Below are 23,376 nucleotides of genomic sequence, written 5' to 3' on the forward strand. Positions count from 1 at the left end.
GCGCGTTAACTCCTCGGTGAGAGCAGCAATCTCCGCTGCGGCATTGCTCTCGATGGTTCGAATCCGTCGGTCGGACCGCTCCAGCAGAGTCGACGCTTGTCCAACCAAGCTCAGTGCGCGGTCTAAGTCGCGCTGGTGAGTGCCTTTATCGCCAAGCCTCTGGTTGCGGTGTGTTTCATTTCCAAAGCCGCTCTGCCGAGAGCGTTCTGCCAAGGCCAGGATGCTCGCGAATTCGCTGAAGGCATGTTCACCCTGCTCCGCCAGATCGGGGTGTGTGAGAAGGGTATCTAAGTTCAGCGGATCTCTGCGCATTACGGCCACCCGTTCGAAAGCTAATGAACTGTTGCCCTTCGTGGTTAATGCCGAGTTAAACCCACATACAAAGCGCTGGCGGTCCCGACCACAAAACGCTGACAACGAAAAGGCCCCGTGGCTGGCGGGGCCTGAAGATGCCTCCTGGAAGGGGCATATAGGCGGAGGTAAGCCCCTATCTCACAAGCACAGCGGAGCGGCTGTAGCAGGCCGGCAACGGCGGCGACCTCCGGCAAAGCTCTGGCCGCAGAACGCAATGAGCCCGCCGGAGGTTGGTGCTCTGACGGGCTGGCTGTACGCAACAGGCAGACACTGGAGGGGATGCCTGCTTGGCTATGCTGCCAAACGACGGTTAACGATCGGCTAGCGGAGACTCGTAACGCCAGACGCTGCGGGCCTCTTGCGCGAAACATTCGATGCGTGGTCGGCCGAACTGCCGGCCGTCACGAGCAGCCACGGGCTCGCTCTTCGGTGCTCTCCAGCATTCCCAGTTGTCACAGACATCTCGGCAAGTGGGCTGCGACTACCCGTGCGATTGCCTCCGGTCCAAATGGCTTCAAAAGATAACCATCCGCGTCCAGGTCTTTTGAACGAGAAGCGGTTTCGGACGTGTGCCTGCCGGTCATGATGACGACGGGGAGTTTCTGGACCTTCTCGGTTGCGCGGATGCTGGCTAACAGCGCTAAGCCCGAAAGCTCGGTGGCGAGACTCACATCCACGATCGCAAGCGAGATCGACGGCTTGGCGGTGAGGATGATCCTGGTCGCGGCCTCGACGCTTGCCGCGGTTTGAACATTTACCACGCCAGCCTCGCGCAGGTAGTTGGACACGACGAGTTGCACCGCGCGGCTATCGTCAACGATCAGCACCGAACCAGAAAACATCAGCTACCCCTGCGTCACTCCGCACTCGCACGAGGGCTGTGAAGGGCCGGTTAGCGCGCGTCGTTGATCGAGCGCCTATCCCGAAAGGAGCAAGTAACATCCCGGATAGGGTTCGCCCGACTTCGCGTTGCTCGTTGTTGCCTTATGATCCACGTCAAAGGTCTGGGCGAAGACGCGCCGGTGAGGCAACCAACTGGCGTTCCGAACGGCCGTCGACACTGGGGGGTGTCGGCGGCTGTTTCGTATGCGAGGGCATGTGGCGGAATACCTGGATGACTACGGCGACCTCGTCACCGTGACCACCACGATGGTCCATGCCGGCGAGACGATCGTTCTGGCCGCCACGTCTGCGTCTGAGGAGGCAACAGCCGTGGTGTTCCTGGAGCCCGACACAGCTCGGCGTGTCGCCTACGAATTGTTGCGCCTTGCAGACTGCATAAAGCCGAGAAGCTGAACGCCGGCCGCTTAAGTAGGTCAGGCCGCAGTCATCGAGCTGTCGAATGAGACCGAAGCCGATCCTCCAACTCTGTCACGAGCGCTTTTAATTTTTGGATTTCAGGCTCCGTTTTTTCCAGCGAACAGACAATGGCTCGCCGGGCTGTCACAGCGTGGATACGAGCGTCCCGGCCCCTTGCGGTGAGGTGAACGCGAACGACCCGTTCGTCATTTTTGTCCCGGTTGCGGCTGACGAAGCCCTGAGCCTCAAGTCGCTTCAGAAGCGGGGTTAGCGTGCCGGAATCGAGGTTCAGCTTGCCCCCAATTTCTCCAACACTGGAGCCATCCGCTTCCCAAAGTACGAGCAGAACCAGGTACTGCGGATAGGTGACGCCGATCCGGTCCAGAAGGGGTTTGTAGGCCGCCGTAAAGGCGTGCGCGGCTGAGTAGACCGCGAAGCACAGCTGGTTTTCCAGCAGCAGCTCCGGGGTGCTTTGGTTGTCGTGAGCATGGGACATCGGGGCACTCTAGCTCCTTTTCGGTTGCGTGCAATATAATTGCGCGCTAAGTGTTCCCGCGCCGCAGAGGACCCGTCATGCTTGCTCGCCTTCTCCTGACCCCCGCTATTCTGGCCGCCATGGTTGTGGGTGGCATCCAACTGCTCGACGCCAAGACGCCCAGGGCAGCAGCCCCCGAGCGCAAGGTCGCCAGCCTCGACGCCATCCCATCGGGCGGGGCTACCCTATCGCCGGTCCGCTCGGTTCCGCGTGACGTGCTGGTCCAGCCGACGTCGGGCCGTAGCCCCGACCAGGTTGCCCCCGCAACGCTTCTTCCACCCCAGGTCACTGCGTCACCGGTGCAGACCACATCGTCAGCCCCGACGCCGATCTCCGTGGTTCCGGTAATCTCGCCCGACAAAACCGCGCCTGCTCGCAAGCTGGGCGCCGTGGCGGGGGCTGCTGGGTGCACCGGCTACAAGTCATACAGCGCCGCCACCCAGACCTACCGCTCGTTTGACGGCGTCATAAAGCCGTGCCGTGAAGCGCCGTCGCGCTCGGTTGCGCTGAACTAAGGAGCAGTTCGATGCTCGACGATTTCAAGAAGTTTGCGCTTCGCGGCAACGTCGTGGATCTGGCGGTTGCGGTCGTTATCGGCGCCGCCTTCGGCGCGATCGTCACCTCGCTGGTCGCCGACATCATCATGCCGATCATAGGGGCGATCACTGGCGGGCTCGACTTCTCCAGCTACTACCTGCCCCTTTCCGCGAAGGTGCAGCCCGGGCTGGCGTATGCCGAAGCCAAGAAGCAGGGCGCGGTGCTGGGATACGGGCAGTTCCTGACCGTAGCGGTTAACTTCGCCATTGTGGCCGCCGTGCTGTTCAGCATCGTCCGAGCCATGAACAAGCTGAAGCGTCAGGAAGACGCCAAGGTCGACGTGCCGAAGTCGCCAGAGATCCCCGCCGACCTCAAGCTCTTGGCTGAGATCCGTGATCAGATGACCGCCCTGACTCAGGCGCTGACCTCTGGCCAGCACGGGCGTTGGGCCGGTGGGCCTCATGGACAATCTTGAAGATCAAGATCGCGTAACGATTATCGCGACCGGATTCGTTCATGAGTACGGCTACCTCAGCCCGGAAGATATGACCGAGGTAACAGCCCTCGTCCTGATCAGCCGCCCTGATCTAGACCGTAGCGTCTTCATGGACGCTGCAGTTGGATCTTACTTCCTGCGCCGGGGCTCGCACGATTTACCGGTGCTCCGCAGCTCAGCAGTTTAGGGGTCCTCACCGCGCGAGGAGTGAGATGGGCCCCTTCCACCTTGGCGGAAGGGGCCAAGTCGCAGGCCGCGGTCGATGCTCGTGGTGCGACGGAACCGGTTCGTTCTTGATGCACCTGCGTTGGCGCGTGCGGCCCGCTAAAAGATGAGCCCCATCGGTGGGGCTTAAGTGTAGGTTAGGGGTCCGCCTGCGCAGGCAGCCTATATCGCGCCCTGGACGTGTCGTCTTTGTGACGCAAGCGACAGCCACCGCTCGCTGCTCATCGGCTGAGGCCAAGCGCGCCCCGTATCTCGGCGCGGGCTTCCGGATAGTCGGCCTTGAACTCCGAGCTAGACATGATCGCGGCGCTAAGTGCGGACCCTGCCCGGAAACCGGCTGCAAGGTCCGCTCTGTAGTGCAGGCCGGCTACAACGCGGCTCTCGGCGTACTCTTCTGCCCTACGCCAGATCTCGTCCTGCTTCTCCGGGAGCATCATCGTGAGGATGGCTGCAACAGCTGTTACGCGGGTTGTGTGGCCGGACGGGTACGATCCGCTCTTGCTTGCTTTGGCGAGAGGCTTGATCGCGGGATCAGCCAGATAGGGCCGGATCCGCCCGAAGAATGGCTTGGCCGGATCGATAGACGCATCTTCGCTTTCGCCTATCCGCGCGAACATGTGGGCAACCTTGGGCAGCGCGTCAGCCTTGAATGCCGGACCGAAGGTGCGGGTGTACATGTCGAAGACGGTTTCCTCGCCATCTGCGCTCGCCAGCGCAACGCGCTCGGGAGAAGCCGCTTTCTGAACTGCGAGAACCTCGGCCAGTTGCGCCTTTGCAGCTTCGCTGTCGTTTGCAACAGGACGAGGAAGAAACACCCGAAGATCAATGTCGTTGGCCGTCACATAAGGCGCGTCGCCGGCAACCGCCGGAGTGATGAGCAGCATGAGAGCTAAGGCGGTGCGCGCGAGCATGGGGTGAGGTCTCCTAGTCGAGGGGACCAAATACGGCGTATGTATCAGCTTTGTGACAGCTCAAGACCGAGGGAGGCGGCTGCCTTGGCGCGCTCCCGCTGCTTTCACGCAACGAGATTGCGCTGCTTTTTGCTTCCATCCGATCCCGAGATGTTCGAGGGCGGAGATGTACTCCGCCAATTAGCTCTGAAATGACGCACAAAATTTGGGATGAAAGGCTCTGATCCCCAATGCAATCCCCAAAGACGTCAACGCAACCGTGGGGCGAGCATGCGTCGTTCGCCGATCAGCTTCAACGGAACGAAGCGTCCAGGCCAAGGTTGAGTCCGCCAGTTGCGGCGTATCGAGTTTGGGAGGGCCAGAATGGCTCCTCGGGYGGATCGGAAGGGCTATCTCAAGCTCTCCTCCCTGGCGTCTTGCGCTGTGGCGCTCTATCCGGCCTCTAGCTCCTCCTCCCGCGTCGCGTTCAACACCCTGAACCGGCAGACCGGCAACAAGGTGAAGCGCATCTACGTCGACCCGGATACGGGCGACCAGCTGACTAAGGTAAGGATGAAGGTGATTACAAAGGCTACTTCGGCAGGCCTGTAAGGCGCCCGTCAGCAGACGACCGCGGCGTTCTACCTGCAGCCAGCCGCGATCGCCTAAGGAGTAGTTCAATAGGTAGGGTAAGCAAAGCTATACCCTTTGAACCCGAGTCCTCACTCACCTAACTGCTGTTCGGAGACAAATTGGGGACTAGAAAGCCGTGCCCTTGTGATGCAGCAAAGACGCCACAATCAATCCGAAAGTGGCGAAACCCTGGTGCGCAACCCTTCACTTGAAACACTTAGAGTTGCGTCGGCTGCCGCAATAGTTTGGTACCACGCGGGAGCTCCTAGGTGGGATATTGCATACGGTGGCCTGATCGCATTCGTCATGCTGACGGGAACCTTATCTTGCGGCCCAAATCTGAAGAGGAGCATTGACCCTAACGTTTTGATCCGTCGCTTGATCATGCCTTGGTTGATAGCGGCAGCCGTATACAGTGTTGTTCTTCACCTTCGCGGGAAACAGCCAGATGTAGATGCGGCAAATTTCGTATCTGCCATACTTGTTGGACCATCTAAACATCTATGGTATCCCGTTTTCGCGTTAATGTATGCCATGATTATTGGGTATGCAAAAAAAATTCTAAGTTTAGAAGTTCTCGCTGTATTATCACTCACAATTTGTGTCGTGCTATTTAGCACAATTGATTTGTGGCGCGCACGAAGTATAGTATTAGGTCCTCCTTGGGCGCAGTATGTTCATGTTCTTCCCATGGCAGCTATCGGAAATCTTATTGGGTTGGCTTTCCACGGCTGGTTCGAACGAATTTGCTTGGTGATCGGATTATTTTCACTGATTTGGAGCGATGCATTCGAATTCGAAGGTGTTGGGGTGAGTTACGCGTCTGGCTTGGCTGCACTAGGTCTAGGATTAGTCGGCGGACTATGGTGGAAAAACGACGATATCTCATATGTATCGAGCGCAATGTTCGGTGTATATCTCTATCACCCGTTGGTATTGGGCGTTCTTAGGTCGTCCGCAGGAATGCCAAGTTACGTTAATGCAGTGTTAGCATTCATAGTAACTCTGATCGTTATCCTAATTATACGTTCAGTTTTCCCTCGTTTTTCAGTTTACGCTATCGGCCGAACGTAGGAGGGGCAACTGAACATAACAGACTCCGCACTGGACCCACGAGATCAAGCATGGCGGCTATCGAATTATCTACCGCAAATACGGAGGCGAGGTCCGGATCTGGAGCCGGCAAGCCGTCGCGTGGACAGACGGGCTGCCGGTGATTGCTGCAACTCTGCGGCTGCTGACTGACAGTTCGTGAGTGCTCGATGGCGTGGTCGTCAGACAGCGGGAGAGCGGCACCGAGGACTTGAACGCCCTGCGGTCTCACGAAACCGCCCCTAGAGGGGTTCGTGTTTAAGCGACGCCGATCGACCGCTTCGCGCTTGTAGACGCCCACGACGAGCACGAGTCGGACCTGTATCGCTACGGGTGCGCAATGTTGTACCACTTTATGAATGCAGGGCGGCGTGCCATCGTGTCGGGGTCTTACCCGTCGATATGCACCTGAATTTCGTGGTGATCCGATGTACAGCTGCGAGATCAGAAGCAAGGCAGTAACAAAATCGTTTTACGCTGTGCTAATCACAATCTATTCCTGTCTGACAATATTCTCGTTTGCAACCTTCTATCCGGGGCTGATGACATATGATTCGATCCGGCAATACGAACAGGCTCTTTCCGGGCAGTTCACGGATCGCCATCCGCCGCTCATGTCACTGCTGTGGCAGGCGCTAAATCTCATCGCTGCGGGTCCCCAAAGTCTTTTAGCCTTCATCCAGATCGCGTACTGGTTGAGCTTTGGTCTCGCCAGTCTTTACGCTTGGCGCATGGCGGGACGTTGGCGTTCTCTGGGCGTCTTTGCAGGCGGTCTCTGTCCCTTGCTGCTCAATTTTAGCGGTGTCATCTGGAAAGACACGCTTCTGGCCGTGTGCTGGGGAGTCTATGCCGCCTTTTTAATGTTGGTTGCTGCAGACGTATCCGCACGTTGGCGTGCATGGACACTTATCGCGCTGCTGTGTTTGCAGGGTGTTCTGATCTTCGGAGCGGCAATGCGATACAACGCGGCTCCGGCTGCCGCGACTCTCGCGTTTGCCGGCGCTTACCTATTCCATGATACATGGAGCAAGCGTCTGATATCTTGGCTAATCACGACTGTCTTGCTCGTCTGCACGCCAATCCTTGCTAATAAGATCACTCATGCTGAGTCAACGAAGCCGCTGGTCCAGCAAGTTATTTTTGATTTGGCTGGTATTGGGGCGCAGTTGAAGGCAAACCTTGTGACGCCGGGTCTCAACAGTCCCGATGACGTCGCGAAATGCTATTCGCCAAGATCATGGGAATACTTTGCCTATCGCGAATGTCTGCCAATTCACGACGCTTTCGTCGAGCGGACGCTCGGAAAGGAGGACCAGTTGGTCAGTGTCTGGCTGACCGCCATCGCTGAGCACCCGGCCGCTTATGCTACGCACCGGCTCTGGTTTTTCGCAGAGGTTTTGCGTTTCGGATGTAACCGCTGTGATCCTTATCTATGGGTCGATCATTCAGACCAGAATGACTTTGGTTTCATATACTTCCACAACCGATTTTTCACTGCGCTAGAAAAGACGGTCAGCAGGCTGCGGTCGACACCATTAGCTCGGCCTTATTTCTGGTGGCTGGTTTGTGGCTGCTTGTCGACTCACCTGTTCCGATCAGGGAAGCGCGATCACGTGGCCATGGCGATTATAACGTTGTCGGGTTTTGTCTACGTTCTGACCTACCTTGTCGCCGGGATCGCCGATGATTTCAGATATGCATATTGGACGATATTCGCGGTGGTCTTGATCGGGACTACATCCATTCTCGCGTCGTCGAAGCCGCTGGCGACCTTGTGCCGGGCCTCTTTCGCAGTGCTGCCGATCCCGCTCGCCTCCTGGGCAATTGACGTGATTCTGCGTGCCAATTCGCCAATCGACCCATTGTTCGAACCCGCCCTGTATTAGCCGCAGGGCCATCGGACAGGGCAGGGCGCGCGCCAATACAGCCGCAACGGGCTCGTCTGGACCGATCAGCTTTCACGGATCGCCGCAAGGCTCCTGAGTCTCCCCTGCGGCTCCTGCGTGCTCGATTCCGAGTCCGTAGCTTCCGGATGGACGCGACGACTTTCACGCCCTCCGGTCCCGCGATGGCGCTGGCCGGGCCGTGCTGATGATCTTCGATCTTCTGGAACTCGATGGCCAGGATCGCCGCTCGTCGAGCGCCGCGCCGAGCTGGCGCACCTGCTGGCCTCTCCGGTCGACGGCATCGCGTTCGTTGACGCCCATGACGAGCACGGGCCGGACCTGTATCGACATGCCGGTGCGCCGCAACAGGACAGCCCCGGTTTGTGAATGGCTTCGCCAGCATCTCGTAGGCATAAGGGCTGCATAAAGCTTGGCCTTGCTGCTACGGTGGGTTTGTCGTTAGCCTCAGGCCATGGATACGATCTTGGCTTCAGCGCTTATCGCCATGCTTATAGTCCTCGGCGTCTTCAAGGTCGCCGCGACATTTTTCTGATTTTCCGCTCGTGCAGCGCCGGTCCCCATCACCCTGGTCCGCCTCCCGCATCCCCGGCGGCTTTCTCGTGTCCGACGCGACAGGCTGCCGGCTGATTTAGTGCTATGCCAATTTCGAAGGCCGCAGCTCCGTCATGGGCCAGATGGACACCGCAACGGCCGAGCGGGTCGCCAACACTATCGCCAAGCTGCCTGCCGTGCTGAAAGGCGAGGGGGCCGAGCTAGGCGAAATCCCGGCCGGGCCATGGACCGTGCATGACAGCGATGGCATGTTCCGGGTCAACTCGCCGGGTTATGCACTCGCGTGGGTTTATCACAAAGACCCGAGGGCAGGCGATCTCACGGGGGACGAGGCGCGGCGGATTGCGGCGGGGATCCAGCTTCTTCAAACCTGAGCGCCAATACCGTCGCGTCGCTCCTGATTGATCGCGGCCGTCACGCCAGCAGCACCCTCCAGCACGACCAAGCGAGGAAGCCCAGCCAGGCAGCCATGGAGAAAGCACGACCCAGGCTCAGGAGCATGTTCACGGCCCACTGTGGCAGCCCGCCGGCGGTAGTGTCTCGTTGGGCAGGGGACGATCGATACCAGCTTAGGCCAGCACGGCTGGCGATCTGCGCTCGCATCTGCTCCAGTCCGGCGCTCACCAGCTTTCCAAAGGTACGGTGAGCCATCCGCTCAGCAGCAGAGCGACGCTCGCTGCAAGACCTAAGGTCACGAACAGCAGCACTGGATACATCCCGGATGCGGCAGGCTGGGCCACAACGGTCTGAGTGGATGGCGAGAACACGCTGGCGGTAGCCATGGCAACTCTCCCAAGAAGGTCCTCTAGCTACACTGCGCTTACACCAACCCTGCTGATGTGTCGGACGGCACACGATGAAGGTCTAGTACCGGGTGCGACACCGTAGGCTTCGCGCTGATCACGTGCGTCTACTACGTCGACTGCAGGGCCACGATGACATAAGCTCGTTTGCGAACAGCCGGACGGGCTGACGAGACGTCGGGAACTTGGGGGAGCAGCCAGGGCGTTGGTCGCGTTCTGATCTCTACGCTGACCTCCCGATTTAGAGCACACCCGTCACGTGATTGCCGAACTCACCAGGATTGGGCTTGCGGCATTCGTGCTCGTCCTTTCAATCGCGTTCGGGCTTGTGGCGTGTGGCTCCCATGCCCGCTACCAAAAAACCGGGAACTGCGGTCATCTGCTGGAGGGTGCCGCAATCATGATCTGTTCGATCGTTTGCGCCTGGCTAGGTTGCTCAATTCTCGCTAGCGGCTTGTAGCCGCCGCGCCCCGACAGCGCCCCGAATGCCCGGTCTACTGCGGACAGGGAGCACCGGCAGGGTGCATCCGCCCGCCGGCTCCGGTCCATTCCGCCGGTCAGAGCAAACGCACCTGAAATCCGGATGTAAAGGTTGCTAGCTCCAATAAGGCCTCAGTATCGGAATCCAGAATTGCAGCGGCCGGCGATTTTCTGGCGAAGGTGATTCTGGGCTGATCATAAAAAGGCGAGCGGACAAGGAGCCCCGGCAGGTAGATGGGCCCCTTCCACCGTGGCGGAAGGGGCCAAGTCGCAGGCTACGAGCGGCCGCGCTAACTGAGGTAGAATCCAGAGCGGGTCCTTTCTTAAAGCGAGCGTCAGCCGGCAACCGAACCAGTGTAAGTCTTGACCTTCGTGAAGATCGTATTCACATCGCCACCGATGCCGGTCAGTGTTGCCGCTGTAACAGCGAGCAGGAGGCCAAGCAAAACTGCATACTCAACCAAGGATGCGCCGTCATCGTCATGACGCAGACGGCTAACGATAGATTTGATCATTTCGTTTGTCCCTTCAAAAAGCGCCCGAACAGCCAAGCGCGTTCACGGGAACCAGCACTAGTCTAGAGCCGCGACGGTCGCGCTTACTCTGAACTAAAACTTCCCCCCGACGCTTAATAAATTATTAAACATGCCTATTGTCAACCATCAGGGTTGAATAGATCGCTGTTGTAGGTGCCATGGTTACCGACGGGTGACATACGTTAATTTCATCGAGAGTTCATGATATTCAGAATTCACTGATTGGCTCAACGAATTAGCAGGAACGCTTACCCTGAGCTAAAGATATAAATCGTTCGCTTAGGTTTGGTTGCTGCAACCGAGCACGACAGAACGTGCCGTCCGCGCTCCCCGAGACAGCCAGCAATACCATGCAACCGCTTCGGCAACACGGTTCAAGATCTTGAACCAACGGCTCACAAACGTTTACTCGCCACCCTCATTGTTCGGAGACTTAATGGCAGTCCGGGCCGCCCTAGTGAGGTCGGACACCATGCGGCGAAGGGCGATGGCCTCCTTGGTTTTCCTGCCATGGCGGTACATGCCGTGGCGCGGTCCACAAGGCGCTCCTCCGCCGGCGCCGTGGTGGTAGCAAACGCGCCAGCCCATCATGGGCGGAGCATTGCAGCGAAGACCCGTTCTCTTACTCGTGGCGGAGCATCGAAGAGCCGAGCTGAAAGCTTGGTCGAGAGGATCTAAGGGGTTATCGGCTTCTTTCATAATTACCCTTGCCCCCCGGTGGTCACGTCACCCACCACCGCCTGAGCGCCAAACTCAACGATCACACGTTGCACGTAGACGCGTTGCTCACCTTTGGAGCGAAATCGTCGGGCGGTATACCATGGGATCGCATTCGGCGTTAAATGCAGGAAGGCAATTTTCGTGCTGCGAAACTGCTTCCCCGGATGCAACAGTCGCGCCGTGAACTGGCGGCCGTTGATTTCCAGCCCCCCTCCCGGCGCGACGGCTAGCATTCGCCTTAAGCGGTAGCTTGACCGTTGCAGCTTTCGGTGGTGACCTCTGAAAAACAGGGGGAATTCATGAGACGAGTTGTCGCTTTGAGCATCGGCGCTACAGTGATGTTGAATTTCGCCGTGAGCGCAGAAACCACAACAAAGAACGTCATGGCAGGAAGAACAGTCCGGATATGGAGTGTATTTTCGTGCGATTTTCATGATTTCGACGTTTGGCCAGTAGGCGCACAACACGGAACGGTGACGACCCAGAAGTACAAGGCTTCGAAGTGCTACAAGCAGGACGTACCCCACGTTGGCGTGCTCTACACGTCTGCTCCCGGCTACAAGGGATTCGACCAGGTTTGGATCCAGTCTTCAGGCGGTAGCCGAACGCAAGTCCGGATCTACGTTCAGTAGTGCTTCGAACTCCATAGTCATGCCCGCGCACACTCCAGCTCGGGCGCTATCAGGTCAACTAAAGACGCCTAAGGGTCAGACTAGGGCATTAAGGAGCTATAAAAGTGCGCACGCTGCTAGTTGGAGTTCTCTCGATGGTTCACTTCGTCACGGGTGCAGCCGCCGACACGGTGACCGTGGACAAGGTGGCAGTGAAGGGCCGACGTATCGTGCTCGCAGCTCCTTACCAGCTCAACTCGGATTGCACATTGGTTGAGTGGGGTGAAATACGAATCACACAACCAGCTGAAAAGGGGAAGACCGATACAGCACTAAGCTCAGTTGCGGTTTGGTACCCAAAGGAAAACACCTTCAGCAGGTGCAATGGAAAAACGATTCAGACGAAGATTATCCATTATACCGCTGCTAAGGACGCTTCTGGAGAGGATAAGGTGGTTTTTGAATACATAACCAGCTTAGGACAAGAGCGCATTTGGACCGTGAATATCAATATCAAATAAACTATTCAGAACGCATAGAACTTCTCTCCGGGCTGCCCTGGTAAGCGTAGACAAGATGCGTCGAAGTGCGATGGCCTCTTTGGTTTTCCGGCCATGGCGATGCATGCCGTGCCGTGGCCCGCAAGGTGCGCCCTGCCCGCGCCATGGTGGTAGCTGACTCGCCAGCCCATCATGGGCGGAGCATTGCAGCGCAGACCCGTTCTCTTGCTCGTGGCGGAGCATCGAGGAGCCGAGCTGAAAGTTTGGTCGAGAGGATCTAAGGGGTTGTCGGCTTCTTTCATGATCGTCCCCGCCCCCCGGTGGTCACGTCACCCACCACCGCCTGGGCGCCTGCCTCGACGTTTACACGCTCCACAAAGACTCGTTGCTCTCCCTTGGAGCGATACCGCTTCAGAGCCTCGACTTGGGCCGTGAACGTGCGGGCGAGCTTGGTGAGGGCAGCTAAGTGCAGGTCGTGATGCACGACTAGTTCAGCGCGGCTCAGTCGTTCGGCCTCCGCCATTGTGGCAACGTGGATCGCGACCATCTGAGCCGCTAAAAGCGCCTCGACTGTGTCCGTTGGGGCAATGCCGCGCATGACCCCAAGAGCAAAGTTAGCGTCGTGCTCGCTAAGCTCTTTGGCTGACTTGATGTTGATGACCTGGCGCAGCAGTCCATCGACGACATCGTCACTCGTGACGCCAAACAGCTCCCTCATCTCGGAACGGCTATGCGCCTCGATTTTGGCGACCCCACCCGTGCTTTGGTCCAATCGGACGCGCGGGTAGGTCTTCAGCTTCTCACGGGCTGGTTCGATCACGCCATTGCTACGGGCTGCAATGTCCTTGCCCTTCATGGCTTGTTTCCCCATCTTTGTAGAAGGCTAGGCCACTGTCCAATCGAGCAGCCCCGGTGGTGATTGCGACAACTGGTTCGCCCCTCAGAGCCCACACAAGGCCTTGTCGGTCATAGCGGGCCATCGGCGCTGCGGGGTCCAGGCCGAAGAGGTCTGCAGCGCGCCATCCCAATGCGTCCGCCTGATCCGCCCACCGGTCGAGGAACACGCCGCCGTCGTTGATGAACTGTTGCCAACGCGCCAGCGGAACGCCGGCAGGACAGGCTTGCTGCAGTTAGGCGAACGCCTCGGCATAGGCCGTGGGAATGTGGCCGTCACGCTCAACGACGGCAGCACGTTCGGCGACCTCGGCCGCGTCAAGGCGAGCGGAACCGTGCACTGTCCCATCTGTCCCAAGTGTCCCAGCTGTCCCGCTTGTCCCAAGCCTTTCGACACGTGTCCCACTGGGACACTCCTTAGGGACGTCCCAGTGGGACACCTGTTTTCCGGTCGTTCCAGGCGCTCGGATGCGAGCCAAGGCGGCGCGGCGGAGATCACTCATCATCGCCGCCCCCTTTCAGCTTGCGAGAGACGCTGGATTTTGATAGGCCCGTCCGCTCGGCGATCTCCCTGACCGACATCCCGGTTTTCTGCATCGCCTTAAGGGCCTCGCCGTCCTCCCCGCGCTGGACCGGCATCATCACCCATGTAGTGCCGTCGAACCGTACCTCGAACGGCTCAGCGTCAGCGCCAAAGAAGCCGCGTGACTTGCCGTAGTGAACCTCAAACCGCGCTCCCTGCGACGCCTCATAGTCGAAGGGCCTCGTCAGGTTCACGACGCTGTCGAGCACGTCTTCGCGTGCCGAGGTGCCCCGCTGTCCACCATTCTTGCCGGCATGATGAACGAACAAGACACTGCGGCCTGCGGCGCGTTGCCGGAGCGCCCATTCCTGAACCGGTCTCCAACTGTCTGACACGTTCTCGTCGCTTGTGCCGCAGAGCGTGGCGATGTTGTCGAGAATGATCAGGTCAGCGGAGCGCGCCTCGTGGTCAAGGAACGCTTGGCCTTCGGCGGAAGCGAGCGAGGGGATACCCCGCTCCTGCAAGTCAGCGGCGAGCAGTCTGAAGTTCTCGGCTGGCATCATGCGTTCGGTGCCCGCCAGGATTGTCATGAACCGCTCCTGGAGAGCCGATGCCGGCATTTCACCATCGAGGTAGAGTACTCGCCGTTCCGCAGGCGCCGACCAGCCAAGGAAGCTGCCGCCGGTCCCAACCGCCACAGCGACGTTGAGGGCTGTCCACGTCTTCCCGATCCCTCTTGCGGCCACGATCATCGCGAGCCCGCGTTCAGGCAGCCACGGCGACAGCAGGAGTTTGCGGGGTGGGAATTCCCGTTCCAGCAAGTCCCGGGCATCGAGCACGACCGGCCGACCGTTGGCTTTGTATTTGCTCTGGATACAGGCGGCTTCAAAGGCCTCGTCCACAGCCTGTCCCCCTTTCGCGGTGGCGTAGTCGTTCCAGTCTGTCCCGACATCGCCGGCGGGCCTGTTAAAGGGCGGGAACAGGGCTATGCCCCCTACAGCGGCGGCGGCATCCCGCGCCGCCGCCAAGCCGGGGTTTCCTGGCGTCTGGTAGTCGTCATCGCCAGCAACGATGATGCGGATGTCAGGCAGCTCGCGGCGGAGCCCAAGCGACACCGGCTTTAGATTGCCGGCGTTGAACGCGATCGCCACACCGTGTCCAGTGGCGGCATAAATACTCGCCCCGGTTGCGTAGCCCTCGGCCACAATGACGACGCCATCCGGCCTGCCGAGCGCGTGATAGCCGCCGGCCACCGCTCCACCGCGCAGGAACCGCTTGGAGCCGTCCGGCCCGATAAACTGAAGGGTGGCGAGAACACCCCCTTTTCGGAGGGGAACAACGAGTTCCCCTTCCAACTGTCGAATGCCGTGCGCGCCAATGTTCTTGTGAGTCAGGTACGGGTGACCGCCCTCCGCCGGGGCGGCGAGATCCCACACCTCGGCGGCTTTGGCGGCGCCCTCGGCGCGACGCCGCGCAAGCTCAGCATCACGCAACTCGCCAAGCCGCCGGGCACGTTCACGGTGCGCAACGGCGCCGAGACGGAGGGGGCAGCCCGCAAAGCGGTGGTGAACGCCGCTACCTCGGTGAACGGCATGGCCCCATGGTGGCCGCGCGAGAGCCTGCCCTGCTTCGGCAGGAGCCGGTCGAGGTGATTGCGCCACTGCGCCGGGTTCGCGCCCGTGCGGTGGCCCTTCACGGTGGCGGCGGCTAGCACAACCTCAATGCGCCCGCGCAATCGCGACGCCGTCTCCGGCGCGGCGAGCCACAAGGGCTTCAGGACGGCAAGAACGTCGGCCGTATCGACGGTGTCCACTGGTTTCGCGCGGAGCGCGGCAAGCGCTTTTACGTGCTCTGCATGTGCTTTCCTGTCTGTACGGACCTTGCTCGCCGTATAGGGCACCTTGCCAAGGGTCACCGCCCACTGCGCCCGATGTTTCTCGTTTCGCCAGCCGGATTCCATGGCCTCGATAAGCGCGTCGGCTTCCGCGCCGAATGTGGGGACTGCTTTGGGTACCACCGCCGCTTTCGGCTTCGGATCCTCTCCACGAGCAAGCGCCTGACGTGCTGCCTCAGCCTTGCGTCGAGCTTCGGCAAGCGGAACCTCGCGGGCTGAACCGAGGCCAAGTTCGCGCGACTTTCCGGCCTGCATGCGACGGAGAACCCACTTGCCGGCACCCGTTTCGCCTACGACGAGATAGAGGCCGCCCCCGTCGGAGTACTTGCCGGGTTTTGCGCTCGCGACCGTCTTCGCCGAAAGCCTGTTGATGCCTGTCGCCATAGCCAATCCCCAAATCAGTCCCCAAACTGGGATCCGATTGAGGGTGCACAATAGCGGACGCTGGCGAACCTAGAAATCCCGTCTGGTCCGATTTTTGATAGTTTTCATCAATGTTTTCAAGCCGACATAGAACAGAGACGAATGAGAGCGACCTAAATTTTGGCGGACCCCCTCTCCGCCAATTTCCCGATCTCCTGAAACTGGCGAAGTCCTGCAAAAACAGGCCTTCTTGATGCGCTGCGGACGCCCATCCGGAGCGCTTTCGCATGCCCGGACGAGCGGTCACTCTGGTTCCGCATCGCCGGCAACATTGCAAAGCGCCAGGCGAAATCGGCTTGCATGCCGATTGATGCAGCGCAAAGCACAACTCGGCACAACTTCTATCATTGGACGTGTGGGCTCCTTCGGCGCGGATCCGCTCGCAACGGTTGTGCGTGAGCGGCAGACGTTGGCCCGAGATTGATCAGCCCATCGCGCTGAGTGACCTCGGTCACCGGCGAGCCCCTCCACTCAGCGAAGGAGAAGCCCCATGTCCAAGTCGCTCGCCATCGCGGTTGCCGCTCTCTCGATCTGCTCGATCTCCGGCGCCAGCGCTCAGGTGACCGAGGCCGAGGCGCACGCGATCGGGGTGGAGGCCTACACCTATTTTTATCCGCTGCTCTCCATGGAGATCACCCGGAAGCAGTTCACGAATGTGGAGCCCGGCAAGGAATTCGGAAAAGGCCCGATGAACATGTTCGTCAGCGTGCCCGAATATCCGCCTGGAGATTTCAAGGGCGTCGTTCGCTCGAACTTCGACACGCTCTATTCCAGCGCCTGGCTCGACCTGAGAAAGGAGCCCTTGGTCATCTCGGCGCCGGATACGAAAGGCCGGTACTATCTTTTGCCGATGCTGGACATGTGGACGGACGTTTTCGCCTCTCCGGGTTGGCGAACCACCGGAACGGGGGCGGGGACCTTCCTTGTCGCTCCGCAGGGCTGGCGGCCCGACCTGCGCGATCGCTTCGCCGAGGAGTTCAAGCTTCCGCCGTCCACGCAGCGGATCGAGGCCCCCACGCCGTTTGTATGGATCATAGGCCGCACCAAAACGGACGGGCCGGCCGACTACGGAGCCGTTCACGCGATCCAGGCCGGCTACACGGTCACACCATTGTCCGAGTGGGGGAAGCCGCCCAAGGCGCCCGAGGTCAAGATCGATCCTTCGGTCGACATGAAGACCCCGCCCAAGATCCAGGTGGATACGATGCCGATCGGCAAGTACTTCGCCAACGCGGCGCAGCTCATGATGGACAATCCGCCCCATTCGACCGACCAGCCGATCGTCGCGCGCATGAGGCGCATCGGGATCGAGCCCGGCAAGGCGTTCGACATCGACCGCCTCGATCCCGCCATTCGCAAGGGCCTGCAGGGCGTCGCCGAAGAAGCCCAAAAACTGATGGAATGGAAGATTCCCACGCTCGCCCGCGTCGCCAACCAATGGTCCATGAACACGGACACGATGGGCGTTTATGGAAACTACTATCTCAAGCGCGCCATCGTCGCGCAGGTCGGCCTCGGCGCCAATCTGCCGGAGGACGCCATCTACCCCTTGAATCTCGGCGACCAGGACGGCCGCCCGCTGGAGGGAACGCAACGCTACGTGCTCCATTTCGACAACGGCGCGACACCACCCACGAACGCGTTCTGGTCGATCACGCTGTATGATTCCGAGGGCTTCCAGGTCCCCAATGCGCTGAACAGGTTCGCGGTGTCGAGCTGGATGCCCTTCCAGTACAACGCCGACGGATCACTCGATCTGTACATCCAGAACGACAGTCCCGGGGCGGGCCGGCAGGCGAATTGGCTGCCCGCGCCTAAAGGTGCGTTCAACCTGACCATGCGTATCTATGGGCCGAAGTCGGAGGCGCTGACGGGACGCTGGAACCCGCCCGCGATCACCAGGGTCCAGGCCGTTCCGGCCCTCGTGGTGCAGTAGGGGCCCGGGATCACGATCCACGCTAGGGCTTTGCACCCGCCAGCCCGAGATTGGCGCCGGGCTGGCGGGCGGCGCCTTCACGCCCCCGGAAATGCCGAGTTGGCGCTCCGGGCGAAGTTGACCGCTCCAGTATCGAAAGTCGCGCCCTTCAGGCCTCGGCGCGGTGGAGCATGCCGAGCAGGTCGCGCGGCTCGTCCGGGTCGGCGAGCAGGTCGAGTTCCTCGTGGTAGTCGCCTCCGCGCAGGCGCGCATGGACGTAGCGCAGGGCGGCGAAGTCCTCGATCGCGAAGCCGACGCTGTCGAACAGCGTGACGTCGCCGGCGCCCCGCCGCCCGGGTTCCTCGCCGGCGACGATGCGCCAGAGCTCCCGGACCGGGTAGTCCGGCGGCAATTGCTGGATCTCGCCCTCGATGCGGGTCTGCGGCGGGTACTCGACGACGATGTCGGAGCGGCGGAGGATGTCGGCGTGGAGCTCGGTCTTGCCGGGGCAGTCGCCCCCGACCGCGTTGATGTGCACGCCGGCGCCCACGAGATTGTCCGTCAGGATGGTGGCGTTCTGCTTGTCGGCCGTCACCGTGGTGATGATCCCCGCGCCCTCCACGGCGGCCGCGACGCTGTTCACGATCGTCGCCGTGATGCCGTGCCGGGCCAGGTTGGCGGCGCATTTGGCGCTGGCGGCGGGGTCGATGTCGTAGAGCCTGACCCGCTCGATCCCGAGCACGGCCCGGAAGGCGAGCGCCTGGAACTCCGACTGCGCGCCGTTGCCGATGATCGCCATCGTGTCGGCGCCCGCCGGCGCGAGGTGCCGGGCCGCGAGGGCCGAGGTGGCGGCCGTGCGCAGCGCCGTCAGGATGGTCATCTCGGTGAGCAGGATGGGATAGCCGGTGGCGACGTCGGCCAGCATGCCGAAGGCCGTGACGGTCTGCAGGCCGCCGCGGCCGTTCTTGGGGTGGCCGTTGACGTATTTGAACCCGTAGGTCGCGCCGTCGCTGGTCGGCATAAGCTCGATCACGCCGTCGAGGCTGTGCGAGGCGACGCGCGGGGTCTTGTCGAACAGCGGCCAGCGCCGAAACTCCGCCGCGATGGCGTCGGTGAGCTCGGCGAGCATGCGCTCGACCCCGATCGCGTTCACCAGCCGCATCATGTTGTGCACGCTCACGAACGGAACCACGTTCGTCTTGAGCCGGGGAAGATCGTGCGTCGCCAACATGGGGGGCCTCGCTTTCGGCGTCAGAAGCTCTTGGTCGGGCGGTCCAGCACGGTGCGGCCCAGAAGGCTGGCGACGAGGTCGACCAGCAGCAGCGCCGTCCGGCCGCGCTCGTCCACGAAGGGATTGAGCTCGACGAGGTCGAGGCTCGCGACGAGCTCGCTGTCGTGCAGCATCTCCATCACCAAATGCGCCTCGCGGAACGTCGCGCCGCCCGGCACCGTCGTGCCGACGCCGGGCGCGATCCCGGGATCCAGGAAGTCGACGTCGAGGCTGACATGCAGCAGGCCGTTGGCGGCGCGCACCTTCTCGAGAAAGGCCGCCAGCAGCGTCGCGATGCCGTTCTCGTCGATGGCCCGCATGTCGTGCACCGTGACCTTGCTTTCGCGCAGCGCCTGCCGCTCGGCCGTGTCGACGCTGCGCAGGCCGATCATGCAGACGTTTTCGGGCTTCAGCGGCGCCGAATTCGGCGGAAGGAAGCCCTCGAACCCCTGGCGCCCCACCGCATAGGCCATCGGCACGCCGTGGAGGTTGCCGCTGCGGGTGCTGTCCAGCGTGTGGAAGTCGGGATGGCTATCGAGCCAGAGCACGAAGAGCTCGCGCCCGTCCTCGGCGGCGCGGCGGCTCAGGCCCGTCATGGTGCCCGCCGAGAGGCTGTGGTCGCCGCCCAGGAAAATCGGCATGCCCTCGCGGCTCGCCGCATAGGCGGCGTCGGCGAGGACCTTCGTCCAGGCCGCGATCTCGCCGAGATGGCGGATGGCCGGGTTGGCGTGCTCCAGCCGGGGAGCGGACGGGATCGCCAGATTGCCGCGGTCCTCGACGCGATAGCCGAGGTCCTCCAGCGCCGGACCGAGGCCCGCGGCGCGAAACGCGCTCGGCCCCATGTCGCACCCCAGCCGGCCGGCCCCAACCTGGACGGGCGCGCCGATGAGCAGGCAGGTGCGTGTGGGGAGTGTGGGCGTCGGCATGGCGTTCATCAGGATCCTCGCGTCGTCGCAATGTACCCGAACGCGCCGGCGGATCGAACAGACCATATTGGCGGAACGGGAAGCCTGATCTACCAATATGCACACCCGCAAGTTCCAGAGTGGAAGATCCATGGACGGCATCGACGAACGCCTTGTCTCGATCCTGCGGCACGACGGCCGCCGCAGCATCTCGGATATGGCGACTGAGCTCGGCCTCTCCCGCGCCACCGTGCGCTCGCGCGTCGAGCGGCTGGAGCAGACCGGCGTCATCATCGGCTACACGGTGGTGCTGCGGGCCGACACGGTGGCCCAGCCGGTGCGCGGGCTGGCGATGATCGAGGTCGAGGGCCGCATGCTCGACAAGGTCGTGGACGCGCTGGGCGGCTTTCCGGAGATCGGCGCCGTGCACACCACCAATGGTCGCTGGGACATCGTGGTGGAGCTCTCGGCCGAAAGCCTGACCGATCTCGACGCGGTGCTGCGGCGCCTGCGCCTCGTGCCCGGCATCACGGCCTCGGAGACGACCCTGTTGCTGGCCACGCCGCGCAGCACCCGCGCCCGGCTCTGAAGCGCTTCATTTTCATGCGCGTGCGCCTGTAGGCTACGGCCCGGAATGCAACTAAGGTTGGGCGGCAAGAACGTGCAATCGTTGCGACACGAAGGCGATCACAATGCAGAACTCTGGATTTCGCAAAACTGGCGGCCTGATCGGCGCGGCGGCGTTCGCCGTGCTTATGGCCGGCTCAGCAATGGCGGCCACCCCCAAGGACACGCTGGTTGTCGTTTGGGCGTTCGACGACACGATCACGATGGACCCCGCCGAATCCTTCGAGATCTCGGCCGGCGAGTTCATGGGCAATTCCTACGACCGCCTCCTGCGCTACGACGTCAACGACCCCTCCAAGCTGCTGCCCGATCTCGCCAAGTCCTGGACCGCCTCGCCGGACGGCAAGACCTTCACGTTTGAGCTGCGCGAAGGAGCCAAGTTCGCGTCCGGCAACCCGGTCACGGCCGAGGACGTCGCCTTCTCGCTGCAGCGCGCCGTGATTCTCGACAAGACGCCCGCGTTCATCCTCACCCAGTTCGGCCTCACCAAGGACAACGTGAAGGACAAGGTGAAGGCCACGGGCCCGCTCACCGTCACGCTCGAGACCGACAAGGCCTACGCGCCGAGCTTCGTCCTCAACTGCATGACCGCCAACGTCGCCGCCATCCTGGACAAGAAGCTGGTGATGTCGAAGGAGCAGAACGGCGACCTCGGCTACGCGTGGCTGAAGACCAACTACGCCGGCTCCGGCCCGCTCAAGATCCGCGAGTGGCGCGCCAACGAAATTCTCGCGATGGAGCGCAACGACAACTACTACGGCGAGAAATCCAAGCTTGCGCGCGTGATCTACCGTCACGTCAAGGAAGCGGCCACGCAGCGGCTTCTGCTGGAGAAGGGCGACGCCGACATCGCCCGCAACCTGACGCCGCAGGATCTCGACGCCCTGAAGTCCAACAAGGACATCAAGGAGACCGGCACCCCCAAGGGCACGGTCTACTACATCAGCCTCAACCAGAAGAACCCGAACCTCGCCAAGCCCGAGGTGCGCGAAGCCATGAAGTGGCTGGTCGACTACGACGCCATCGGCGACACGCTGATCAAGAACATCGGCATCGTTCACCAGAACTTCCTGCCCGTCGGGCTGCTCGGCGCCTCCACCGAGAAGCCCTTCAAGCTTGACGTCGACAAGGCCAAGGGCCTGCTCGCCAAGGCGGGCCTGCCGAACGGCTTCAAGATCACGATGGACGTGCGCACCGTGCAGCCCGTGCAGGGCATCGCCGAAGCCGTGCAGCAGACCGCCAAGCGCGCCGGCATCGACATCGAGATCATCCCGGGCGACGGCAAGCAGACGCTCACCAAGTACCGCGCCCGCACGCACGACATGTATATCGGCCAGTGGGGCGCGGATTACTGGGATCCCCACACCAACGCCGACACCTTCGCGCGCAACCCGGATAACTCTGACGACGCCAAGTCCAAGCCGCTCGCCTGGCGCAACGCCTGGGCCATCCCGGAGCTGACCAAGAAGGCCGACGCCGCCGCCCTGGAGCGCGACACCGAGAAGCGCAAGGGGATGTACACGGAGATGCAGGCCGAGTTCCGGCAGACCAGCCCCTTCGTGTTGATCTACCAGATGAACGAAGTGGCGGCCTACCGGGCCAATGTCGAGAACCTGAAGATCGGCCCGACCTCGGACGCCACCTACATGTTCAAGGTGACGAAGCAGTAAGGCGTCATGACGATCGCTGAACAATCACGGGGAGGCGGGCGCCGCAGCGCCCGCCTCCTGCGCGGCGCCGATACGGTCGGGCGCTTTCTTCTCGTTATCTTCCTTACCTATCTCGGCCTTCTGGCCGTGACCTTCTTCATCGGCCGCGTGATCCCGATCGACCCCGTGCTGGCCGTCGTGGGAGACCGCGCGCCCGAGCACGTCATCCAGCGCGTGCGCGAGGAGATGGGTCTCAACAAGCCCCTGTGGGAGCAGTTCTTCATCTATTGCCGCAAGGTGCTGCAGGGCGACTTCGGCGTCTCGGTGCTGACGTCCAACCCGGTGATGCAGGACATCCGCCGGGCTTTTCCGGCGACCATCGAGCTCGCCACGCTCGGCACCATCATGGGCGCCGGCCTCGGCGTCCCGCTCGGCGTCTGGGCCGCCGTTCGCCGCGGCGGCCTCGCCGACCAGCTCGTGCGCGTGATGGGGTTAATCGGCTATTCGGTGCCGATTTTCTGGCTCGGCCTCATGGGCCTGCTCGTGTTCTACGCCCGGCTCGGCTGGGTCGGCGGCCCCGGCCGCATCGACGTCGCCTACGAGTACTCGCTCACGCCCGTCACCGGCTTCATGCTGCTCGACACCGCAATGGCTGGCGAGTGGGAGGCGTTCGGCAACGCCTTCTCGCACCTCATCCTGCCGGCGTCGCTGCTCGGCTATTTCTCGCTCGCCTATATCAGCCGGATGACGCGCTCCTTCATGCTCAACGAGCTGAACCAGGAATACGTGATCGCGGCCCGCGCCAAGGGGCTCACCGAGACGCGCATCATCTGGCGCCATGCCCTGCGCAACGCCATGGTGCCGCTCGTGACCGTGATCGCGCTCTCCTATGCGGGCCTGCTGGAGGGCTCGGTGCTCACCGAAACCGTGTTCGCCTGGCCGGGTCTCGGCCTCTACATCACCAACTCGCTGCAGAACGCTGACATGAACGCCGTGCTGGGCGGCACCATCGTGGTCGGCTCCATCTTCATCGGCCTCAACCTGCTGTCGGACATCCTCTACCGGCTGCTCGATCCCAGGACCAAAACACGATGAGGACCAAAGCA

The 23,376-nt window shown here is 61.5% G+C and carries 26 protein-coding genes; 13 read left to right on the plus strand and 13 right to left on the minus strand.

Annotation, left to right across the window (positions count from 1 at the left end):
- Together AC1DSZ_RS11470 and AC1DSZ_RS11475 are read right to left on the minus strand one after the other, a co-directional pair.
- Positions 1 to 312: hypothetical protein (locus AC1DSZ_RS11470; RefSeq protein WP_476838499.1), on the minus strand; the 312-nt coding region annotated here is incomplete at its 3' end.
- A gap of 494 nt (positions 313 to 806) precedes the next feature.
- A complete protein-coding gene (locus tag AC1DSZ_RS11475) occupies positions 807 to 1,196 on the minus strand; it encodes a response regulator (protein ID WP_476838500.1) in 390 nt (129 codons plus the stop codon).
- Positions 1,197 to 1,452: 256 nt separating this feature from the next.
- Here AC1DSZ_RS11475 and AC1DSZ_RS11480 point away from each other — a divergent pair, with 256 nt between their 5' ends.
- Positions 1,453 to 1,650: a hypothetical protein gene (locus AC1DSZ_RS11480; protein ID WP_476838501.1), complete on the plus strand. Its 198-nt coding sequence runs from the start codon at positions 1,453 to 1,455 to the stop codon at positions 1,648 to 1,650.
- A 31-nt stretch (positions 1,651 to 1,681) separates the two neighbouring features.
- Here AC1DSZ_RS11480 and AC1DSZ_RS11485 read toward each other — a convergent pair whose 3' ends face one another.
- Positions 1,682 to 2,149, minus strand: a complete 468-nt coding sequence (locus AC1DSZ_RS11485; RefSeq protein ID WP_476838502.1) for a MarR family winged helix-turn-helix transcriptional regulator — start codon at positions 2,147 to 2,149, stop codon at positions 1,682 to 1,684.
- 77 nt (positions 2,150 to 2,226) lie between these two features.
- On the opposite strand from AC1DSZ_RS11485, the gene AC1DSZ_RS11490 reads away from it, so the two are divergent.
- The 3 genes from AC1DSZ_RS11490 to AC1DSZ_RS11500 are packed head-to-tail and all read left to right on the plus strand — an operon-like array spanning position 2,227 to position 3,408.
- Positions 2,227 to 2,703 (plus strand): hypothetical protein, encoded by a 477-nt coding sequence (locus AC1DSZ_RS11490; protein ID WP_476838503.1) that lies wholly within the window; start codon positions 2,227 to 2,229, stop codon positions 2,701 to 2,703.
- A gap of 11 nt (positions 2,704 to 2,714) precedes the next feature.
- Complete coding sequence (gene mscL / locus AC1DSZ_RS11495) at positions 2,715 to 3,200, plus strand: large conductance mechanosensitive channel protein MscL (protein ID WP_476838504.1); 486 nt, start codon at positions 2,715 to 2,717, stop codon at positions 3,198 to 3,200.
- Positions 3,187 to 3,408, plus strand: coding sequence for a hypothetical protein (locus AC1DSZ_RS11500; RefSeq protein ID WP_476838505.1), 222 nt, complete (start codon positions 3,187 to 3,189; stop codon positions 3,406 to 3,408). The genes mscL and AC1DSZ_RS11500 overlap by 14 nt, the downstream gene beginning before the upstream one ends.
- Positions 3,409 to 3,667: 259 nt before the next feature.
- Here AC1DSZ_RS11500 and AC1DSZ_RS11505 read toward each other — a convergent pair whose 3' ends face one another.
- The gene (locus tag AC1DSZ_RS11505) at positions 3,668 to 4,357 is read right to left on the minus strand and encodes an acid phosphatase (RefSeq protein WP_476838506.1); all 690 of its coding nucleotides are present in this window, start codon (positions 4,355 to 4,357) and stop codon (positions 3,668 to 3,670) included.
- A 363-nt stretch (positions 4,358 to 4,720) separates the two neighbouring features.
- Here AC1DSZ_RS11505 and AC1DSZ_RS11510 point away from each other — a divergent pair, with 363 nt between their 5' ends.
- From AC1DSZ_RS11510 to AC1DSZ_RS11520, 3 genes are all read left to right on the plus strand, one after another.
- On the plus strand, positions 4,721 to 4,948 hold the full coding sequence (locus AC1DSZ_RS11510; protein WP_476838507.1) for a Ku protein: 228 nt from the start codon (positions 4,721 to 4,723) through the stop codon (positions 4,946 to 4,948).
- Between the two features lie 168 nt (positions 4,949 to 5,116).
- Positions 5,117 to 6,043 (plus strand): acyltransferase family protein, encoded by a 927-nt coding sequence (locus AC1DSZ_RS11515; RefSeq protein WP_476838508.1) that lies wholly within the window; start codon positions 5,117 to 5,119, stop codon positions 6,041 to 6,043.
- A 560-nt stretch (positions 6,044 to 6,603) separates the two neighbouring features.
- The gene (locus AC1DSZ_RS11520; protein WP_476838509.1) at positions 6,604 to 7,947 is read left to right on the plus strand and encodes a hypothetical protein; all 1,344 of its coding nucleotides are present in this window, start codon (positions 6,604 to 6,606) and stop codon (positions 7,945 to 7,947) included.
- A 162-nt stretch (positions 7,948 to 8,109) separates the two neighbouring features.
- Here AC1DSZ_RS11520 and AC1DSZ_RS11525 read toward each other — a convergent pair whose 3' ends face one another.
- Positions 8,110 to 8,298, minus strand: a complete 189-nt coding sequence (locus tag AC1DSZ_RS11525) for a hypothetical protein (protein ID WP_476838510.1) — start codon at positions 8,296 to 8,298, stop codon at positions 8,110 to 8,112.
- A gap of 335 nt (positions 8,299 to 8,633) precedes the next feature.
- Here AC1DSZ_RS11525 and AC1DSZ_RS11530 point away from each other — a divergent pair, with 335 nt between their 5' ends.
- The gene (locus AC1DSZ_RS11530) at positions 8,634 to 8,894 is read left to right on the plus strand and encodes a hypothetical protein (RefSeq protein ID WP_476838511.1); all 261 of its coding nucleotides are present in this window, start codon (positions 8,634 to 8,636) and stop codon (positions 8,892 to 8,894) included.
- Positions 8,895 to 9,140: 246 nt separating this feature from the next.
- Here AC1DSZ_RS11530 and AC1DSZ_RS11535 read toward each other — a convergent pair whose 3' ends face one another.
- The 3 genes from AC1DSZ_RS11535 to AC1DSZ_RS11545 all read right to left on the minus strand — a co-directional run bounded on the left by AC1DSZ_RS11535 (position 9,141) and on the right by AC1DSZ_RS11545 (position 11,493).
- Entirely contained in the window at positions 9,141 to 9,302 is a 162-nt protein-coding gene (locus tag AC1DSZ_RS11535) for a hypothetical protein (RefSeq protein ID WP_476838512.1), read from the minus strand.
- An 836-nt stretch (positions 9,303 to 10,138) separates the two neighbouring features.
- The gene (locus tag AC1DSZ_RS11540) at positions 10,139 to 10,318 is read right to left on the minus strand and encodes a Flp family type IVb pilin (RefSeq protein ID WP_476838513.1); all 180 of its coding nucleotides are present in this window, start codon (positions 10,316 to 10,318) and stop codon (positions 10,139 to 10,141) included.
- A 722-nt stretch (positions 10,319 to 11,040) separates the two neighbouring features.
- Positions 11,041 to 11,493 carry a hypothetical protein gene (locus tag AC1DSZ_RS11545; protein WP_476838514.1) on the minus strand — a complete coding sequence of 151 codons (453 nt, stop codon included), beginning with the start codon at positions 11,491 to 11,493 and terminating at the stop codon, positions 11,041 to 11,043.
- 332 nt (positions 11,494 to 11,825) lie between these two features.
- Between AC1DSZ_RS11545 and AC1DSZ_RS11550 the strand changes: the two genes are divergently transcribed.
- A complete protein-coding gene (locus AC1DSZ_RS11550; protein ID WP_476838515.1) occupies positions 11,826 to 12,191 on the plus strand; it encodes a hypothetical protein in 366 nt (121 codons plus the stop codon).
- A gap of 277 nt (positions 12,192 to 12,468) precedes the next feature.
- Here AC1DSZ_RS11550 and AC1DSZ_RS11555 read toward each other — a convergent pair whose 3' ends face one another.
- The 3 genes from AC1DSZ_RS11555 to AC1DSZ_RS11565 all read right to left on the minus strand — a co-directional run bounded on the left by AC1DSZ_RS11555 (position 12,469) and on the right by AC1DSZ_RS11565 (position 15,865).
- Entirely contained in the window at positions 12,469 to 13,026 is a 558-nt protein-coding gene (locus AC1DSZ_RS11555) for a hypothetical protein (RefSeq protein WP_476838516.1), read from the minus strand.
- A gap of 533 nt (positions 13,027 to 13,559) precedes the next feature.
- Entirely contained in the window at positions 13,560 to 15,080 is a 1,521-nt protein-coding gene (locus AC1DSZ_RS11560; RefSeq protein ID WP_476838517.1) for an AAA family ATPase, read from the minus strand.
- Positions 14,978 to 15,865: a tyrosine-type recombinase/integrase gene (locus AC1DSZ_RS11565; RefSeq protein WP_476838518.1), complete on the minus strand. Its 888-nt coding sequence runs from the start codon at positions 15,863 to 15,865 to the stop codon at positions 14,978 to 14,980. The genes AC1DSZ_RS11560 and AC1DSZ_RS11565 overlap by 103 nt, the downstream gene beginning before the upstream one ends.
- A 529-nt stretch (positions 15,866 to 16,394) precedes the next feature.
- Between AC1DSZ_RS11565 and AC1DSZ_RS11570 the strand changes: the two genes are divergently transcribed.
- Entirely contained in the window at positions 16,395 to 17,840 is a 1,446-nt protein-coding gene (locus AC1DSZ_RS11570; RefSeq protein ID WP_476838519.1) for a DUF1254 domain-containing protein, read from the plus strand.
- A 148-nt stretch (positions 17,841 to 17,988) separates the two neighbouring features.
- Here the strand turns inward: AC1DSZ_RS11570 and AC1DSZ_RS11575 are convergent, their stop codons facing one another.
- Positions 17,989 to 19,050: an ornithine cyclodeaminase gene (locus tag AC1DSZ_RS11575; RefSeq protein WP_476838520.1), complete on the minus strand. Its 1,062-nt coding sequence runs from the start codon at positions 19,048 to 19,050 to the stop codon at positions 17,989 to 17,991.
- 20 nt (positions 19,051 to 19,070) lie between these two features.
- The gene (gene rocF, locus AC1DSZ_RS11580; protein WP_476838521.1) at positions 19,071 to 20,024 is read right to left on the minus strand and encodes an arginase; all 954 of its coding nucleotides are present in this window, start codon (positions 20,022 to 20,024) and stop codon (positions 19,071 to 19,073) included.
- A gap of 121 nt (positions 20,025 to 20,145) precedes the next feature.
- On the opposite strand from rocF, the gene AC1DSZ_RS11585 reads away from it, so the two are divergent.
- The 3 genes from AC1DSZ_RS11585 to AC1DSZ_RS11595 all read left to right on the plus strand — a co-directional run bounded on the left by AC1DSZ_RS11585 (position 20,146) and on the right by AC1DSZ_RS11595 (position 23,365).
- Positions 20,146 to 20,583 (plus strand): Lrp/AsnC family transcriptional regulator, encoded by a 438-nt coding sequence (locus AC1DSZ_RS11585; RefSeq protein WP_476838522.1) that lies wholly within the window; start codon positions 20,146 to 20,148, stop codon positions 20,581 to 20,583.
- A gap of 103 nt (positions 20,584 to 20,686) precedes the next feature.
- Positions 20,687 to 22,291, plus strand: coding sequence for an ABC transporter substrate-binding protein (locus AC1DSZ_RS11590; RefSeq protein ID WP_476838523.1), 1,605 nt, complete (start codon positions 20,687 to 20,689; stop codon positions 22,289 to 22,291).
- A gap of 6 nt (positions 22,292 to 22,297) precedes the next feature.
- Positions 22,298 to 23,365, plus strand: coding sequence for an ABC transporter permease (locus AC1DSZ_RS11595; protein ID WP_476838524.1), 1,068 nt, complete (start codon positions 22,298 to 22,300; stop codon positions 23,363 to 23,365).
- Positions 23,366 to 23,376 lie beyond the last annotated feature (11 nt).

The sequence above is a fragment of the Alsobacter sp. P4_H11 genome (genome assembly GCF_056400925.1).

What these genes read in the sequence shown, in the direction of transcription:
- AC1DSZ_RS11590 (WP_476838523.1), top strand. Translation starts at nt 20,687, where the DNA reads ATGCAGAACTCTGGATTTCGCAAAACTGGCGGCCTGATCGGCGCGGCG.
- AC1DSZ_RS11550 (WP_476838515.1), top strand. Translation starts at nt 11,826, where the DNA reads ATGGTTCACTTCGTCACGGGTGCAGCCGCCGACACGGTGACCGTGGAC.
- AC1DSZ_RS11505 (WP_476838506.1), bottom strand. Translation starts at nt 4,357, where the DNA reads ATGCTCGCGCGCACCGCCTTAGCTCTCATGCTGCTCATCACTCCGGCG.
- AC1DSZ_RS11595 (WP_476838524.1), top strand. Translation starts at nt 22,298, where the DNA reads ATGACGATCGCTGAACAATCACGGGGAGGCGGGCGCCGCAGCGCCCGC.
- rocF (WP_476838521.1), bottom strand. Translation starts at nt 20,024, where the DNA reads ATGAACGCCATGCCGACGCCCACACTCCCCACACGCACCTGCCTGCTC.
- AC1DSZ_RS11570 (WP_476838519.1), top strand. Translation starts at nt 16,395, where the DNA reads ATGTCCAAGTCGCTCGCCATCGCGGTTGCCGCTCTCTCGATCTGCTCG.
- AC1DSZ_RS11520 (WP_476838509.1), top strand. Translation starts at nt 6,604, where the DNA reads ATGACATATGATTCGATCCGGCAATACGAACAGGCTCTTTCCGGGCAG.
- AC1DSZ_RS11540 (WP_476838513.1), bottom strand. Translation starts at nt 10,318, where the DNA reads ATGATCAAATCTATCGTTAGCCGTCTGCGTCATGACGATGACGGCGCA.
- mscL (WP_476838504.1), top strand. Translation starts at nt 2,715, where the DNA reads ATGCTCGACGATTTCAAGAAGTTTGCGCTTCGCGGCAACGTCGTGGAT.
- AC1DSZ_RS11565 (WP_476838518.1), bottom strand. Translation starts at nt 15,865, where the DNA reads ATGGCGACAGGCATCAACAGGCTTTCGGCGAAGACGGTCGCGAGCGCA.
- AC1DSZ_RS11515 (WP_476838508.1), top strand. Translation starts at nt 5,117, where the DNA reads ATGCAGCAAAGACGCCACAATCAATCCGAAAGTGGCGAAACCCTGGTG.
- AC1DSZ_RS11545 (WP_476838514.1), bottom strand. Translation starts at nt 11,493, where the DNA reads ATGAAAATCGCACGAAAATACACTCCATATCCGGACTGTTCTTCCTGC.
- AC1DSZ_RS11585 (WP_476838522.1), top strand. Translation starts at nt 20,146, where the DNA reads ATGGACGGCATCGACGAACGCCTTGTCTCGATCCTGCGGCACGACGGC.
- AC1DSZ_RS11555 (WP_476838516.1), bottom strand. Translation starts at nt 13,026, where the DNA reads ATGAAGGGCAAGGACATTGCAGCCCGTAGCAATGGCGTGATCGAACCA.
- AC1DSZ_RS11500 (WP_476838505.1), top strand. Translation starts at nt 3,187, where the DNA reads ATGGACAATCTTGAAGATCAAGATCGCGTAACGATTATCGCGACCGGA.
- AC1DSZ_RS11490 (WP_476838503.1), top strand. Translation starts at nt 2,227, where the DNA reads ATGCTTGCTCGCCTTCTCCTGACCCCCGCTATTCTGGCCGCCATGGTT.
- AC1DSZ_RS11575 (WP_476838520.1), bottom strand. Translation starts at nt 19,050, where the DNA reads ATGTTGGCGACGCACGATCTTCCCCGGCTCAAGACGAACGTGGTTCCG.
- AC1DSZ_RS11485 (WP_476838502.1), bottom strand. Translation starts at nt 2,149, where the DNA reads ATGTCCCATGCTCACGACAACCAAAGCACCCCGGAGCTGCTGCTGGAA.
- AC1DSZ_RS11525 (WP_476838510.1), bottom strand. Translation starts at nt 8,298, where the DNA reads ATGTCGATACAGGTCCGGCCCGTGCTCGTCATGGGCGTCAACGAACGC.
- AC1DSZ_RS11535 (WP_476838512.1), bottom strand. Translation starts at nt 9,302, where the DNA reads ATGGCTACCGCCAGCGTGTTCTCGCCATCCACTCAGACCGTTGTGGCC.
- AC1DSZ_RS11475 (WP_476838500.1), bottom strand. Translation starts at nt 1,196, where the DNA reads ATGTTTTCTGGTTCGGTGCTGATCGTTGACGATAGCCGCGCGGTGCAA.
- AC1DSZ_RS11530 (WP_476838511.1), top strand. Translation starts at nt 8,634, where the DNA reads ATGGGCCAGATGGACACCGCAACGGCCGAGCGGGTCGCCAACACTATC.